At 70.7% G+C, this 14,984-nt stretch carries 12 protein-coding genes and 1 pseudogene; 3 read left to right on the top strand and 10 right to left on the bottom strand.

Translation table 11 applies throughout. The annotated features are described in order from the left end of the window. Positions 1 to 292: 292 nt before the first annotated feature. The 3 genes from NLX86_RS20670 to NLX86_RS20660 are packed head-to-tail and all read right to left on the bottom strand — an operon-like array spanning position 293 to position 2,899. The gene (locus NLX86_RS20670; RefSeq protein WP_254373224.1) at positions 293 to 1,078 is read right to left on the bottom strand and encodes an energy-coupling factor ABC transporter ATP-binding protein; all 786 of its coding nucleotides are present in this window, start codon (positions 1,076 to 1,078) and stop codon (positions 293 to 295) included. Next, positions 1,066 to 1,827 (bottom strand): cobalt ECF transporter T component CbiQ, encoded by a 762-nt coding sequence (gene cbiQ, locus NLX86_RS20665; protein WP_254373223.1) that lies wholly within the window; start codon positions 1,825 to 1,827, stop codon positions 1,066 to 1,068. The genes NLX86_RS20670 and cbiQ overlap by 13 nt, the downstream gene beginning before the upstream one ends. Position 1,828: 1 nt before the next feature. Beyond that, positions 1,829 to 2,899 carry an energy-coupling factor ABC transporter permease gene (locus NLX86_RS20660; protein WP_254373222.1) on the bottom strand — a complete coding sequence of 357 codons (1,071 nt, stop codon included), beginning with the start codon at positions 2,897 to 2,899 and terminating at the stop codon, positions 1,829 to 1,831. A gap of 166 nt (positions 2,900 to 3,065) precedes the next feature. Here NLX86_RS20660 and NLX86_RS20655 point away from each other — a divergent pair, with 166 nt between their 5' ends. Continuing rightward, entirely contained in the window at positions 3,066 to 3,449 is a 384-nt protein-coding gene (locus tag NLX86_RS20655; protein WP_254373221.1) for an SsgA family sporulation/cell division regulator, read from the top strand. 78 nt (positions 3,450 to 3,527) lie between these two features. Here NLX86_RS20655 and NLX86_RS20650 read toward each other — a convergent pair whose 3' ends face one another. Then, the gene (locus NLX86_RS20650; protein ID WP_254373220.1) at positions 3,528 to 5,765 is read right to left on the bottom strand and encodes an MMPL family transporter; all 2,238 of its coding nucleotides are present in this window, start codon (positions 5,763 to 5,765) and stop codon (positions 3,528 to 3,530) included. 104 nt (positions 5,766 to 5,869) lie between these two features. After that, positions 5,870 to 6,460: a TetR/AcrR family transcriptional regulator gene (locus tag NLX86_RS20645; protein WP_254373219.1), complete on the bottom strand. Its 591-nt coding sequence runs from the start codon at positions 6,458 to 6,460 to the stop codon at positions 5,870 to 5,872. A 205-nt stretch (positions 6,461 to 6,665) separates the two neighbouring features. Between NLX86_RS20645 and NLX86_RS20640 the strand changes: the two genes are divergently transcribed. Further along, positions 6,666 to 9,923 carry a S41 family peptidase gene (locus NLX86_RS20640; protein ID WP_254373218.1) on the top strand — a complete coding sequence of 1,086 codons (3,258 nt, stop codon included), beginning with the start codon at positions 6,666 to 6,668 and terminating at the stop codon, positions 9,921 to 9,923. A gap of 106 nt (positions 9,924 to 10,029) precedes the next feature. On the opposite strand, the gene NLX86_RS20635 is transcribed toward NLX86_RS20640, so the two are convergent. The 4 genes from NLX86_RS20635 to NLX86_RS20620 all read right to left on the bottom strand — a co-directional run bounded on the left by NLX86_RS20635 (position 10,030) and on the right by NLX86_RS20620 (position 13,695). Then, on the bottom strand, positions 10,030 to 10,215 hold the full coding sequence (locus tag NLX86_RS20635) for a hypothetical protein (protein ID WP_254373217.1): 186 nt from the start codon (positions 10,213 to 10,215) through the stop codon (positions 10,030 to 10,032). 77 nt (positions 10,216 to 10,292) lie between these two features. Then, entirely contained in the window at positions 10,293 to 11,177 is an 885-nt protein-coding gene (locus NLX86_RS20630) for an SDR family oxidoreductase (RefSeq protein WP_254373216.1), read from the bottom strand. Further along, a complete protein-coding gene (locus NLX86_RS20625; RefSeq protein WP_254373215.1) occupies positions 11,174 to 12,169 on the bottom strand; it encodes an alpha/beta fold hydrolase in 996 nt (331 codons plus the stop codon). The genes NLX86_RS20630 and NLX86_RS20625 overlap by 4 nt, the downstream gene beginning before the upstream one ends. Next, the gene (locus tag NLX86_RS20620; RefSeq protein ID WP_254373214.1) at positions 12,166 to 13,695 is read right to left on the bottom strand and encodes an NAD(P)/FAD-dependent oxidoreductase; all 1,530 of its coding nucleotides are present in this window, start codon (positions 13,693 to 13,695) and stop codon (positions 12,166 to 12,168) included. The genes NLX86_RS20625 and NLX86_RS20620 overlap by 4 nt, the downstream gene beginning before the upstream one ends. 202 nt (positions 13,696 to 13,897) lie before the next feature. Here NLX86_RS20620 and NLX86_RS20615 point away from each other — a divergent pair, with 202 nt between their 5' ends. After that, positions 13,898 to 14,551 (top strand): MerR family transcriptional regulator, encoded by a 654-nt coding sequence (locus NLX86_RS20615; protein ID WP_254373259.1) that lies wholly within the window; start codon positions 13,898 to 13,900, stop codon positions 14,549 to 14,551. A 162-nt stretch (positions 14,552 to 14,713) separates the two neighbouring features. Here NLX86_RS20615 and NLX86_RS20610 read toward each other — a convergent pair. Beyond that, positions 14,714 to 14,836, bottom strand: a pseudogene (locus NLX86_RS20610) (XRE family transcriptional regulator); the annotation flags it as partial. Positions 14,837 to 14,984: the final 148 nt, after the last annotated feature.

Raw genomic sequence — 14,984 nt, 5'->3', positions numbered from 1 at the left:
GGTGCAACGGGCAGCCGACCGCTCGGCGACCAGGGGCAGGGGCAGGCAGGGGCAGCTCAGCACGATCGAGACGTCGATGTTGTCGCGCGTCGCGTTGGAGTACGGACAGACCTGGTGCGCCGCGCTCACGAAGCCCGCCGCCAGTTCCTGGTCGAGGAGCGGCAGCGAGACGCTGAGGGCGACGGCGAGGCCGTAGCCCTTCGAGTCGTTCGGGCCGATGCCCACCTTCGCGCTGACGGTGGAGCCGGTCAACAACAGCAGCGACGCCCTCGCCCTCGCCTCACGTCCTCGTTCACGCGTCCATTGTCACAGCGCGCGGGTCGAAGCCGAACGGCAGCTCCAGGCGGTGCGCCCGCATCAGTTCGTCGTCGCAGAGCACGTCCTGGGTGCGGCCGTCGGCCACGATGACCCCCTCGCTGAGCACCAGGGCACGCGGACACAGCTCCAGTGCGTACGGCAGGTCGTGCGTGACCATCAGCACGGTGACGTCCAACGACCGCAGAATGTCGGCCAGTTCACGGCGGGAAGCAGGGTCGAGGTTGGACGACGGCTCGTCCAGCACCAGGATCTCGGGCTCCATCGCCAGTACGGTCGCGACGGCGACCCGGCGGCGCTGCCCGAACGACAGGTGGTGCGGGGGCCGTTCCGCGTACTCGGCCATGCCGACCTGCTCCAGCGCCGCGGTGACCCGGGCCTCAAGCTCCGCGCCGCGCAGCCCGGAGGCCGCCGGCCCGAACGCCACGTCCTCCCGGACCGTCGGCATGAACAGCTGGTCGTCCGGGTCCTGGAAGACGATGCCGACGCGCCGGCGGATCTCGGCGAGGTTCCGCTTCTCGACCGGGAGCCCGGCAACCCGCACGGTGCCCACACCGGCGTCGAGGATGCCGTTGAGGTGCAGGACGAGGGTGGTCTTGCCGGCGCCGTTGGGGCCGAGCAGCGCGACCCGTTCACCGCGCGCGACGGTCAGGTCGACGCCGAACAGGGCCTGGTGGCCGTCCGGATAGGCGTAGGCGAGGCCGGAGACTTCCAGCGACGCAGGCGCAAGAGGGTCAGTCACAAGGGGAGTCACAGGGTCCATCCCATCAGGCAGGCGGGGAGCGCCGCCGCCGGGAGCGCGGCCGCGTGCGCCCATTGCGTCCGCGAGGCCGTCACCTCATCGATCACCGGCATCGTGCCCGCGTACCCCCGGCTGATCATCGCCAGGTGCACCCGTTCACCGCGTTCGTACGAGCGGATGAAGAGCGCCCCCGCCGTCTTGGCGAGGACACCCCACTGCCGTACGCCGCGTGCCTCGAAGCCGCGTGAGCGGCGCGCGATCGACATGCGGCGCATCTCGTCGCTGATCACGTCGCCGTAGCGGATCATGAAGGAGGCGATCTGGACGAGCAGCGGCGGGAGCTTCAGCCGTTGCAGGCCGAGCAGTAGCGCGCGCAGTTCGGTCGTCGAGGCGAGGAGCACCGACGCGGCGACGCCGAGCGTGCCCTTGGCGAGGATGTTCCACGCACCCCAGAGGCCGGAGACGCTCAGCGACATGCCGAGTACGTCCACGCGCTCGCCCTCCGCCACGAACGGCATCAGTACGGCGAAGGCGACGAACGGGATCTCGATCAGCAGCCGCTTCAGCAGGAAGCCGGCCGGGATACGGGCCACCGCCGCGACCCCCGCCAGCAGCACCGCGTACAGGCCGAAGGCCCACACCGCCTCGCGCGGGGTGGACACGACGACCAGTACGAAGCAGAAGACCGCGGCGAGCTTGCAGTGCGGAGGCAGCTCGTGGACCGGCGAGTGGCCGTGCCGGTAGAGCTTGTGTGCGTGGCCCGCGCCCATGTCAGGCCGTTTCCCGCGCGGCCCCTGCCCGGACCGGCTCCTCGGTACGGCGGCGGCGGACTGCCCAGAAGACCCCGCTGCCCGCGACGACGGTCACCCCGACGCCGATGACGCCGGCGAGGCCGCCTGAGAGCCGGGCGTTGTCGACGTCCTTGACGCCGTAGTCGGCGAGCGGCGAGTCGGCCGCGGCGTGCTCTTCGACCTTCTTGTCGAAGCCGGTGTCCGCGGCGACCTTCTCCAGGCCGTCGGGGTTGGCGGAGGCGTAGAAGCTGACGAATCCCGCGAGGGCCAGGGCGGTGACCAGGCCCGCGCCCCACACCCTGCGGGTGGAGCGGGCGGCTGCCGGGACAGCAGTCGGGACGGCAGCGGGGGCCGCGGCGGGCACGTCCACCAGTTCGCCGCCGACGCGGAGCTTGAGCGGCGCGGCCAGTCCCCGGGCGCCGTACACGAGGTCGGGGCGTACGGCGATGACCGCGCCGACCGTCGCCGCGGTGATCAGGGCCTCGCCGATGCCGATCAGGACGTGGACGCCGACCATCGCGGTCAGCACCTTGCCGAGCGGCACGTCGGTCGTGCCGCCGACGGCGTAGAGCAGAGTGAACGCGGCCGCCGAGGCCGGCACGGAGACCAGCGCGGCGACGAAGGCGGCGGCGGTCACGGAGTGGCGCCCGCGCGGCAGGATCGTGACCAAGCCGCGGAACAGGGCGTACGAGACGACGACCGTCACCACGCCCATGACCGTGATGTTGACGCCGAGAGCGGTGAGCCCGCCGTCGGCGAAGAGGATGCCCTGCATCAGCAGGACCACGGACACACACAGCACCCCGGTGTACGGGCCGACGAGTATCGCGGCGAGCGCCCCGCCCAGCAGATGGCCACTTGTACCGGCCGCGACCGGGAAGTTCAGCATCTGCACGGCGAAGATGAAGGCGGCGACGAGCCCGGCGAGCGGCGCGGTCCTGTCGTCCAACTCGCGGCGGGCGCCGCGCAGGCTGACGGCGACGGCACCGGCCGCGACGACTCCGGCGGCCACCGAGACGGGTGCGTTGATGAATCCGTCGGGTACATGCATGGATGGGCTCCGCTTCCTGCGGTCCTGATGAGCTGCTTAACCGTTTGATGATAGTGCCCAATTGCGAACTCATTGCAAGAGCGACCTCACCACAAATAAGAACAGCCACTTTCCCGAAAATATGGGACATTAGGGGACATAGGTCGCGAATGTGAGGAGCCGGCCGATGCCCACCGCCGTCGAAGACCCTGCCCGCGCCCGGATCATCACCGACGCCCCCTACTACCGAGCGGTCGCCGTCGCCCTGCGCTTCGATCCGGACGAACCCGAGAGCGTACGCATCGTCTTCCCGGCCGGGCTCTCCCCCGACGGCACCGAGAACGAGTGGAGACTGACCCGCCGCCTCCTGGAAACGGGTCTGCGCTCCCCGGCCGGCACCGGGGACGTACGGGTCTGGCCGTGCGGCCGGGTCCAGGTGGTGGTCGAGTTCCACTCGCCCGAGGGCGTGGCGGTGGTGCAGTTCGACAGCTCGGCGCTCCGCCGCTTCCTGCGCCACACGTACGCGGTGGCGGACGCGCAGCGGCCCGGCAGCACCTCCCTGCGGGGGTGAGACCGGGCCACTGAACCTCGCCGCCGGAAAGCGGCGGCAGGCTCAGGCGCGCGCTGAGGCGCGCACTCAGACGCGCACTCAGACGCGCACCAGCTCGCGCTCCTCGTCCGGGTCCTCAGGAGCGTCGCCGTCAGAAGCGTCGCCTTCAGGAGCGTCGGTCAGCTGCTTGCGCAGCTGCTCGCCCTCCACATCCACGTTCGGCAGCACGAGGTCCAGCCAGCGCGGCAGCCACCACGCCTTCCTGCCCAGCAGCGCGAGGACCGCCGGCACGACGGCCATCCGGACGACGAAGGCGTCGAAGAACACGGCGATCGCGAGACCGAAGCCGATCATCTTGATCATCTGCTCGCTGGATCCGATGAAGCCGGAGAAGACCGCGATCATGATGACGGCCGCGGCGGTGACGACCCGGGCCCCGTGCTGGAAGCCGGTGACGATCGCCTGCCCCGGCCGCTCGCCGTGGACGTACGCCTCCCGCATCCGCGTGACCAGGAAGACCTCGTAGTCCATGGCCAGGCCGAACACGACACCCACCATGAAGATCGGCATCATGCTCATGATCGGGCCGGTCTGTTCGATCCCGAACAGCGAGCCGAGCCAGCCCCACTGGAAGACCGCGACGACCGCGCCGAGGGCGGCGACGACCGAGAGCAGGAAGCCGAGGGCCGCCTTCAGCGGGACCAGGACCGACCGGAAGACCACCATCAGCAGCAGGAAGGCGAGACCGACGACGAGCGCGAGGTAGGGCAGCAGCGCGTCGTTCATCTTCTGCGAGAAGTCGATGTTCATCGCGGTGGCGCCGGTGACCAGCACCTCGGCGCCCGTGTCGTTCTCGAGTCCGGCGCCCGAGTCGCGGATCGCGTGCACCAGATCCTCGGTGCCGGCCGAACTCGGCCGGTCCTTGGGGATGATCGTGATCGTAGCGGTGTCGCCGGCCCTGTTGAAGGTGGCCGGGGTGACGGCCGCGACCTGGTCGAGGTCCTTGACCGTCGTGACCACCTGGTCGACCGCGCCCTTGGCGTCGTCGCTGCCGGTGGCATCGACAACCGTCAGCAGCGGCCCGTTGAAGCCGGGGCCGAACCCGTCGGACAGCAGGTCGTACGCCTTGCGCTGGGTGGTGGAGACCGACTGGGAGCCGTCATCCGGCAGACCCATCTCCAGCGAGGCCGCGGGTACGGCGATGATGCCGAGCCCGACCACACCGGTGAGCAGCACCGCGACCGGCCGGCGCAGGACGAAGCGCGCCCAGCGGGTGCCCATGTTGGGCTTGGCGTCGGTCTTCCGCAGCGGCTGCTTACGGGCCCTGCGTCCGTGCACCCTCTTGCCCGCGAAGCCGAGCAGCGCCGGGATGAGGGTGAGCGCGATCAGCACGGCGATCACGACCGTGCCGGCCGCCGCGACGCCCATCTTGGTCAGCATCGGAATGTTGACGACGGCCAGGCCCACCAGGGCGATGACGACGGTGAGTCCGGCGAAGACAACGGCGGAACCGGCCGTTCCAACGGCCCGCCCGGCCGCTTCCTCGCGCTCGCGGCCCTCGGCCAGCTCGGCCCGGTAGCGGGAGACGATGAAGAGCGCGTAGTCGATGCCGACCGCGAGGCCGATCATCGTCGCGAGCGTCGCCGTGGTGGAGCCCAGGTCCAGGACGTTCGCCAGTGCCGCGATCGTGGAGACGCCGATGCCGACGCCGATGATCGCGGTCAGCAGCGGCAGCCCGGCGGCCACCAGCGAACCGAAGGTGATCACGAGCACGATCGCGGCCACGACGACACCGATGATCTCGCCGGCGCCGGTCTCGGGCGCGGCCTGGAGCGCGTCACCGCCGATCTCGACCGTGAGGCCGGCGTCCTGCGCCTTCTTGCCCGCGTCCCCCAGCGCCTCCCGGGTCTCCTCGGTCAGCTCCATGCCGCTGACCTTGTACGAGACCTGGGTGTACGCGGTCGAACCGTCCCGGCTGACCGCCTTGCCGGCGTACGGATCGACGACCGAGACCACCTGGTCGGAGCCGGCCTTGAGGTCGGCGACGACCTTCTCGACCTCGGCCTTGTGGGCCGGGTCGGTCATCTTCTGGCCGTCCGGGGCCTTGAAGACGACACGGGCGGTCGCGCCGTCGGCGCTGGCGCCGGGGAAGCGCTGTTCCAGCAGGTCGAAGGCCTTCTGGGCCTCCGTACCGGGTATCGAGAAGGAGCCGGAGGTGGCAGTCGAGGCGGAGGCCGCGCCGACTCCGGCGAGCGCCAGCAGAGCCACCCACACGAGGGCGACGAAGCGGCGGCGCCGGAAGGCGAACCGCCCGAGTTTGTAGAGGAATGTGGCCACGAGGGCGTACTCCCGGTCAGGTCGTTGGGACGAGAGGGCAGGGATGACCAGCCCGACGACGTGAGCGGTGCGCGTCAGGTGGGACTTTGTGGTGCGGGGAGAGGTCAGACGCCGAGGGCGGGGAGGACCACGGAGTCGATGTAGTCGCCGAGGAAGGCCTGGTCGGGGGACCGGTCCTGGATCAGCGGATGAGCAATGAAGGCTCCGACGAGCATGTGCGACATGTACTTGAGTGCGGGGTTGTCCGCGGCGACCTCGCCCCGGTCGATCGCACGCTGCACCACGACGTCGAGCCCGGTCATCTCGGGCTCGATGAGCAGCTCACGCAGCGCCTGAAGCAGGTCGGGGTTCTCGTGGACGGCCCGGGCGAGACCGCGCAGCAGCGCGCTGTCCCGCTCCATCCGGGCGTCGTCCGAGCGCGCCACGATTTCGTGGAAGTCGCCGCGCAGGCTGCCGGTGTCGATCTCCGAGACGTCCACCGGCTTACCGTGCCGCAGCGCCCGCGCGACCAGCTGCGGCTTGCTCCCCCATTGGCGGTAGAGGGTGGCCTTGCTGGAACGGGTGCGGCCGGCGACGGCGTCCATGGTCAGGGCGTCGTAGCCGACGTCGCGCAGCAGGCCGAGTACGGCTTCGTACAGTTCCGCCTCGCGCTCCGGCGTGATCCGGCTGCGACGTGACACCACGCACTTGGCCATTCCCGACCTCCTGTCCGCACTATCCCGAGCTATCCGAGCTATCCGCACCATCCGCGCTATCCGAACGAAACGGTTTCGTACGCTTAATCTACCGGGCGCCGCGAGCGAAACGAAACCGTTTCGCCAGTGGCCTGCATCACGGCACCGGACGATTACTCCGTGCGTACGAGTTGCCGCGGCCCCCTCGCGCGGAAAGCATTGGGGGGTGAGTGACGACATCGCGTATCTCCGCTGTCCGCATCTCCACGACGACTTGCTGTGCTTCGCCGCCGAGGACGACCTGTGGGTGGCCCCGCTCGTCCCGTCCGGCCACCCACCCGGCCGCGCCTGGCGGGTCACCGTCGACCGCACCAGAGTCGGCCATCCCCGCTTCTCCCCCGACGGCCGCCACATCGCGTACACGACCTGGCGCAGCCTCGACCCCGAGATCCACCTCGCGCCCGTCGAAGGCGGCCCGTCCCGCCGACTCACCTACTGGGGTTCCACCGACACCCGGGTCTGCGGCTGGGATCCCGACGGCCACATCCTGGCCGTCTCCTCGCACGGCCAGCCCTTCGCCTACTTCTCCTGGGCATACAAAGTGGCCACCGACGGCTCCCCCGGCGGGCAGCTGCCCTGGGGCCCGGTCTCCGACATCCAGGTCGCCGACATCGAGGGCGAGCACCTCACCCTGCTGCTCACGGGAAAGCCCCCGCACGAGCCCGCCGCGTGGAAGCGCTACCAGGGCGGAGCGACCGGCCGGATGTGGCTGCACGGCAAGCGTCTGCTGGACGGCATCGGGGGCCACCTGGACTGCCCGATGTTCGTGTCCGGCCGTATCGCGTTCCTGTCCGACCACGAAGGCATCGGCAACCTCTACTCCTGCCTGCCCGACGGCACCGACCTGCGGCGCCACACGGACCACGACGAGTTCTACGCCCGGCACGCCTCCAGCGACGGGCGCCGGATCGTCTACCAGTGCGCCGGCGACGTGTGGATGGTCGAGGACCTGGGCGCCGACGCGGCGCCGCGCAAGCTCGACGTACGGCTCGGCGGCCCGCGGGCCGGCCGGCGCAGCTACCAGATTCCCGCCTCCAGCCATGTCGACTCGCTCTCCGTCGACTCCACGGGCCGCGCGAGCGCGGTGACCGTCCGCGGCAGCCTGTACTGGCTCACCCACCGCGACGGCCCGGCCCGCACCATCGCCGACACCCCGGGCGTACGGGTCCGGCTGCCGGAGATGCTCGGCAGCGGCGGCCAGGTCGCGTACGTCACCGACGCGGACGGCGAGGACGCGGTCGAGATCGCCTACCTGCCGCGGGCCACCGGGGAGCGTGAGCCCCGCCGGCTCGCGTCCGGGGAACTCGGCCGCGTACAGGAACTGCTCTCCGACCCCGAGGGCGAGCGGCTCGCGATCGCCTCGAACGACGGACGGCTCCTGCTGATCGACGCCACCGAGGAATCCACCGGCGGGGTCACCGAGCTGATCCGGTCCGTCAACGGGCCGGTCCGCGACCTGTCCTTCTCCCCCGACGGCGCCTGGCTGACCTGGTCGCACCCCGGCATCGGCCGCTCACTGCGGCAGATCAAGGTGGCCCGGATCAAGGACCGCACCATCGTCGACGTCACCAACGGCCGCTTCGAGGACGAGAATCCGGTCTTCACCAGCGACGGCCGCTATCTCTCCTTCCTGTCGTGGCGCGGCTTCGACCCGGTGTACGACGTGCACACCGGCGACCTCTCGTTCCCGCTGGGCTGCCGCCCCTATCTCGTACCGCTGTCGTCCGCGACGCCCTCGCCCTTCGCGCTGTCGCCGGAGGGCCGCCCGGCCGCGGGCGGCCTCGACCCGGCGGACGGGGAGACCGGCGGTGAAGGCACGGTGCTGGTCGAGGTCGAGGGGCTCGCGGACCGGGTGACGCCCTTCCCCGTCACCGCGTCCAAGTATTCGGCGCTCCACGCGGTCAGCGGCGGCGGACTGGTCTGGCTGCGCTGGCCGATCTCGGGCGCGCTCGGCGAGACGTTCGTCAACCCGGCCGACATCTCCGGCCGTCCCACGCTCGAACACTTCGACATCACCAAGGCCCGCAAGACCGAACTGGTGGGCCACCTCGACTCGTTCGCGGTCAGCGGCGACGGAACCCGGGTCGTGGTGGTGGACGACGGCGACCTGCGGGCCGTACCGGCGACCGAGACCGGTGACAGCGACTCCACGGTCTACCTGGACCTCCGCCGGATCCTGCACGAGGTCGACCCGGGTGCCGAGTGGCGGCAGGCGTACGACGAGGCGGGCCGCATCATCCGCGCGTACTTCTGGGAGCCGCAGATGTGCGGCATCGACTGGGACAGCGTGCTCGACCAGTACCGCCCGCTCGTCGAACGGGTCGCCTCGCCCGACGAGTTCGCCGACCTCCTGCGCGAGGTACTGGGCGAACTGGGCACCTCGCACGCGTATGTCTCGCCCGCCCGCCGCAACGAGGGCCCCGCGCACTACCAGCGCGCGATGGGCCTCCTCGGCGCCAACCTCGTGTGCCGCGACGGCGCCTGGGTGGTCAAGCGGATCCTGCCGGGCGAATCGTCCGACTCCAAGGCCCGTTCCCCGCTGGCCGGTACGGGTATCCGCGACGGCGCGGTCCTCACGCACGTGGACGGCCGCCCGGTCGACCCGGTGGCGGGCCCCTATCCGCTGCTGTCGATGGCCGGCGGCACGACCGTCGAGCTGACCTTTCAGCCGGCGGAGGGCGAGGGGCGGGCGCGCCGGGTCGCGATCGTGCCGCTGATCGACGAGCGCCCGCTCCGCTACCAGGACTGGGTGACCAAGCGCCGTGAGGTCGTACGCGAAGCGAGCGGCGGCAAGTGCGGCTACCTGCACATCCCCGACATGGGCGGCTCGGGCTGGGCCCAGTTCAACCGGGACCTGCGGATGGAGGTCTCGCGGCCGGCGCTGATCGTGGACGTACGCGGAAACGCGGGCGGCCACATCAGCGAGCTGGTGGTCGAGAAACTGACCCGCACGATCCTCGGCTGGGACCTCACCCGCAATGCGCAGCCCGTCAGTTATGCCTCGAACTCGCCCCGGGGCCCGGTGGTCGCCCTGGCCGACGAGGCGACGTCCTCCGACGGCGACATGATCACGGCGGCGTTCCGGCTGCTGGGCCTCGGCCCGGTGGTGGGTCTGCGCACCTGGGGCGGTGTAGTAGGCATGACAGGACGGCACCAGCTCGGCGACGGCACGGTCATCACCGTCCCGATGAACGCGGCCTGGTTCGACCAGTACGGGTGGTCGATCGAGAACCACGGCGTGGAGCCGGACCTCGAGATCGAGCGCACTCCGCTCGACTGGGCGGAGGGCCGCCACGCCCAGCTGGACGACGCGGTCGAGGTGGCCCTGGACCTGCTGGCCCGGAACCCGGCCTCGACACCGCCGGACTACCGGGACGTGCCGGACCTCCGCCGCCCCAAGCTGCCACCGCGCAACGGACGTTGAGGCCACGGCTGTTGAGACGAACGGCTGTTGAGACGAACGCCAAGGGGCGCACCCGGCGGGGCGCCCCTTGGCGTTCGTCTCATGACGCAGTGAGCGTGTCAGCAGGTCAGACGTCGTAGTCGTCGTCGAACTTCCGACGCGCCTCCTCGGCCAGCCGCTCCTCTTCCATCCGCGCCCGGTCGGGGTCCTGCGACTTACGCCGCGACGGCTCGTCCTTGGCCTTGCCCGCCTTCTGCTTGGCCTGGTCGGCGAGTTCCTGCGCCTTGTCCCTGAACTGGTCCGAAATGCCCATGGAAGTTCACTCCTAGTGGGGTGTGCGGGATTGGGCCTCGACCAGACTGACACGGGCCGACATTCCACGCATTTCGATCAACGGTGCTGGGTGCGTTCCTTCTCGTCCGCGGCCCCGCCCGCCCCCACAAGTCCCTTGCTGACACTGGCGAGACGCGGTTCGAACCGCTTCATCTCCCGCTGCCCGACAGCGGCGATGATGCCCGGCAGATACCCCCGCACCGACTGCATCCCACGCAGCCACCACTGCGCGTACACATGGGCCGACCGCCGCTCGATCCCGGCGACGATGCGGTCCACCGCGGGGCCGAGCGGGTACGTACGGTTCGACGGCCAGGGCAGCCGCTGGCGCAGCTCACGCATCACCTCGTCCTGGTCGGCGCCCCGGACCATGTCCGTGTCGGTCCACGACAGATAGCCGACGCCGACCCGTACACCCTTGTAGCCGACCTCTGCGCGCAGGCTGTGCGCGAAGGCCTCAACCCCCGACTTGGACGCGCAGTACGCGGTCATCATCGGCGCCGGAGTGATCGCGGCCAACGACGCGATCTGCAGGAAGTAGCCCCGGCTCTCCATGAGTACGGGCAGGAACGCGCGTCCCGTGACCGCTCCGCCGATCAGATTGACCTCGATGACCCGCCGCCACGCGTCGGGATCGGAGTCCACGAACGGACCCCCGGCGGCGACACCGGCGTTCGCCACGACGATGTCGACCTTCCCGAAGCGCTGCTTGACCTCCTGCGCCACCCGCGCCATGGCCTCGTGGTCGGTGACATCCACGCACCAGTGGTCGCTGTCGGTGTGCAGCCGTTCGGACACCTCCTTCAGCGCGTCGGGCTCCAGGCCCACCAGCGCCACCTTCGCGCCGCGCGCGGAGAGCTTGCGGGCCAGCAGCTCGCCCACACCCCTTGCCGCGCCCGTGACGACGACGACCTGACCTTCCAGACTCCTGCGTGCGCTCACAGCGCCCCCTCCTTGGCCTGCTCCTCGGCCGGCTCCTCGGCCGACCGCTCGGCCGACCGCTCGGCCGACCGCTCGGCCGGTGCCAGTACGTGCTGGGAAACGAGTTCACGGATCGAGCCGGTGACCGCCTCCGGCGCCTCGACCGGGGTCATGTGCCCCACCCCCGCGAGTTCGGTGAGGCCGACGCACTCGGGAAGGACGGCCGCGAGGGCGCGGGAGTGCACGATCGGGGTGAGCCGGTCGGCGGTGCCGCCGATCACGGCGGTGGGCACCCGTATCTCCAGTACCGCGGCCTCGAGATCCAGTTCGCTGAGGACGTGCGACCAGCCGTGCCGCACCACGCGCGGGCAGGCGTGCACGATGCGGGCGCACGCCTCAACCTTGTCGGGGGACGCGCCCGGTCCCATGGTCCCGTACTTCAGGATCCGCTTGGCCAGCGGCGTGACCGGCCCGAGGGGGACGCGCGAGCCCAGGACCGAGCGGGTGAGCCTGGTCCGTATACGCCCGGGGCGGAGCGGCAGTACGAGCGATTCGGCGACCAGCCGCGAGCTGCCGGTGCTGCACAGCAGTACGGCGGCGGCGTGCTCCTGGAACTTCGCCCGCCCGGCGCTCGCCATCAGCGTCATGCCGCCCATGGAGTGGCCGACGAGCATGGCCTTCTCGCCGGGCTCCAGGGCCGCGCCGAGCACAGCCTCCAGGTCGTCGGCGAGTGCGTGCGTGCTGTAGCCGCCGGACGCGGCGGGCGCGGGACTGCGTCCGTGGCCGCGCTGGTCGTAGACGATCACCCGGTGGCTGTCGGCCAGCCCCCGGATCTGCGCGGCCCAGAAGGCGGTCGAGCAGGTCCAGCCGTGCGCGAGCACGACGGCGGGCGCGCCGGCGGGGCCGTGCACCTCGACGTGCAGCCGGGACCCGTCGGCGGAGACGGCGGTCAGCTCGCGTCCGGCTGCGGGGGGCGCGTACGGCCCGTCGACGACGTGCATCAGCCGGCTCATGCGGACACTTCCTCGGCCTCTTCGGCGTCTGCTTCGGCGGAGACGGCAGCCGCCGCCCGCACCCGCAGCACCTCGTACTCGGCGAGGTCGACCTCGCGGGTCGCGCGCCGGAACTCACCGGTTGTACCGGGCCAGATGGTCGTATTGCGCCCGTTGGCGTCCAGGTACCAGCTGGTGCAGCCGCCCGTGTTCCACACGGTCCGCTTCATCCGCTCCTGCACCCGGCGGTTCCACGCGTGCACGGCGGACGGCCTGGCCGCGAGTGCGGCCTTCCCGCCGAGGGTGGTCAGTTGGCGCAGATAGTCGGCCATGTAGTTGAGCTGCGACTCGATCATCAGGATCATCGAGCTGTTGCCCAGCCCGGTGTTCGGGCCGATGATCGTCATCCAGTTGGGGAAGCCGGCGGCGGTCGCGCCGCGCAGCGACTCCATGCCGCCCTTCCACTCCTCGGCGAGCGTGGTGCCGTTGACTCCGACGACCCGGTCGGCGATCGGCATGTCGGTGACATGGAAGCCGGTACCGAAAATGATCACATCGGCCTCGGTCTCGCTGCAATCGGCCGCGATCAGCGTCGATCCGCGCACCTCGGTCAGCCCGGAGGCGACGACGTCCACATTGGGCTTGGCGAGCGCCGGGTAGTACTCGCTCGACAGCAGGATGCGCTTGCAGCCGATGCGGTACGAGGGCGTCAGCCTGGCCCGCAGTGCGGGGTCCTTGACGGAGCGCGCGATGTTGGACTTGGCGAGCGACTCGATGAGCCACAGCTGGTTCGGGTGCTTGGTGAAGGCGCTCACCTGCAGCTCGCGGATCCCCCACAGCAGGCCGCGGCGCGCGCTCCCGGTGAACGGCAGCTGCCGGTGCAGCCAGCGCTCGGCGCCGGTGATCGCGCGGTCCATGCGCGGCATCACCCACGGCGGCGTGCGCTGGAAGAGGGTCAGCCGGCCGGCCTTCGGCTGGATCGCCGGGACGATCTGGATGGCCGAGGCGCCGGTCCCGATCATCGCGACGCGCTTGCCACTGAGGTCGTAGTCGTGGTCCCAGCGGGCGGAGTGGAAGACCTTGCCGGGGAACTCCGCGAGGCCCGGGATGTCGGGGATCTTGGGGTCGGAGAGCGGTCCGGTCGCGGAGACGACGACATCGGCGGTCAGCCGGCCGTTGGCGGTCTCGATCTCCCACTGGAGCGCGTCGCTGTCCCAGCGCATCATCCGCACCTCGGCGTTCAGCCGGATGTGCGGGCGCAGCCCGAAGGTGTCGGCTACATGCTCCAGGTACGCGCGGATGTGCGGCTGGCCGGAGAACGTACGCGGCCAGTCGGGGTTGGGGGCGAACGAGAACGAGTACAGATGCGAGGGCACGTCGCAGGCACAGCCCGGATAGCTGTTGTCCCGCCAGGTGCCGCCGACGGAGTCCGCGCGCTCCAGGACCACGAAGTCGGTGATCCCTTCCCGGCGCAGCCGGACCGCGGCGCCGAGGCCGCCGAATCCGGATCCGATCACCGCCACTCGTACATGCTCGTGCTCGGCCATGCCGCCTCCAGCTGTCCTGCGACCCTGCCAGCAATCACTGGCACGGTTCGGAGAGTAGAGCAGCCCCGTACTCATGGGTAGGGGTCCGGCGCAGGAAAGTTACCGACGGTATGGGGCTCGCCGCGCCCCGGCCTCCACGACATAGGCTGCCGTTGTGGCAGAAGCACAGGAGAGCGACAAAGGCACCGTACGCGAGTACCGCATGGCCGAACTGGCCAAGGAGGCCGGTATCACAGTGCGCACCCTGCGCTTCTACCGCGAGCGCAAGCTGATCCCGCCGCCCCGCCGCGAGGGCCGCATCGCCTGGTACGACGAACACCACCTGGCCCGGCTCCGGACCATCGCCGCCCTTCTCGAACGCGGCCACACCCTGGGCGGCATCGCCGAACTGATCACCGCGTTCGAGCACGGCCGCGACGTCGGCGAACTCCTCGGCCTCGGCGAGCTCCCGCAGTGGACCGAGGAGACCCCTGTCCGACTCACGCCCGAGGATCTGGCCGACTACTTCGAGGGCGAGGTCACCGCGGAGAACCTGGCCGCCGCGCTCGACCTCGGCTACCTGGCCACCGACGGAGACCAGATCGTCCACATCAGCCGCCGGCTGCTGGACGTCTCCGCCGCCCTTGTCCGCGAGGGCGTCCCGCTCGCCGCCGTACTCGCGGCCGGCCGCCAGGTGCGCGAGCACGCGGACGCGATGGCCGGCCTCTTCACCTCACTCGTGGGCACCCACATGGCCAAGGGCCCGGACGACATCGGCGACGCACTGGAACGGCTGCGCCCGCTGGCCAAGAGCGTGGTGGAGGCGGAGCTGTCGATGGCAATGGACCGCAGACTCGCCCGCCCGGGGCAGGACTGACCCACGGCGCGCAGGTGCCGGGGTCACTCAACCAACTTGGTTCATGACCCCAGTTCGGCCCAGGCGGGCAGAGATCACACTCGTGCAGGCCCAGCATCTCGTTGAGCGCCTGGACAGCGAGAATGGCCACCAGGCACTCGGTTTAGCACCCCGGCCTGCCGCCTACTCGACAGGGACGGCCCGGCTCCACAGCTCCTCGGCATGCTCGGCAAACCGGGAAAACATGCCGCCATCACCCTGCCGGCGCAGATGCAGGAGAGGCGAGTCGTGCCCGACCAGGCGAGACGGGCTGGCACTTCTGCTTCGCCTGTGGCATGGCCATCGCTCCCCCGGCACCCCCGCCGTGCCCGGGACCGGAGCCCTGGCGCGGCAGAGCCACCCGAGAGCCGTACCACCCACGCGAGCACTGAGCGGGACACCTCCCAAGCCCCGT

The sequence above is a fragment of the Streptomyces sp. A3M-1-3 genome (genome assembly GCF_024213665.1).
Lineage (GTDB): Bacteria > Actinomycetota > Actinomycetes > Streptomycetales > Streptomycetaceae > Streptomyces.
The sequence above is the reverse complement of the archived record's forward strand: the minus strand, read 5'-3'. Positions and strand labels throughout refer to the sequence as shown.

What these genes read in the sequence shown, in the direction of transcription:
- NLX86_RS20670 (WP_254373224.1), bottom strand. Translation starts at nt 1,078, where the DNA reads ATGGACCCTGTGACTCCCCTTGTGACTGACCCTCTTGCGCCTGCGTCG.
- NLX86_RS20660 (WP_254373222.1), bottom strand. Translation starts at nt 2,899, where the DNA reads ATGCATGTACCCGACGGATTCATCAACGCACCCGTCTCGGTGGCCGCC.
- NLX86_RS20635 (WP_254373217.1), bottom strand. Translation starts at nt 10,215, where the DNA reads ATGGGCATTTCGGACCAGTTCAGGGACAAGGCGCAGGAACTCGCCGAC.
- NLX86_RS20615 (WP_254373259.1), top strand. Translation starts at nt 13,898, where the DNA reads ATGGCCGAACTGGCCAAGGAGGCCGGTATCACAGTGCGCACCCTGCGC.
- cbiQ (WP_254373223.1), bottom strand. Translation starts at nt 1,827, where the DNA reads ATGGGCGCGGGCCACGCACACAAGCTCTACCGGCACGGCCACTCGCCG.
- NLX86_RS20625 (WP_254373215.1), bottom strand. Translation starts at nt 12,169, where the DNA reads ATGAGCCGGCTGATGCACGTCGTCGACGGGCCGTACGCGCCCCCCGCA.
- NLX86_RS20655 (WP_254373221.1), top strand. Translation starts at nt 3,066, where the DNA reads ATGCCCACCGCCGTCGAAGACCCTGCCCGCGCCCGGATCATCACCGAC.
- NLX86_RS20645 (WP_254373219.1), bottom strand. Translation starts at nt 6,460, where the DNA reads ATGGCCAAGTGCGTGGTGTCACGTCGCAGCCGGATCACGCCGGAGCGC.
- NLX86_RS20620 (WP_254373214.1), bottom strand. Translation starts at nt 13,695, where the DNA reads ATGGCCGAGCACGAGCATGTACGAGTGGCGGTGATCGGATCCGGATTC.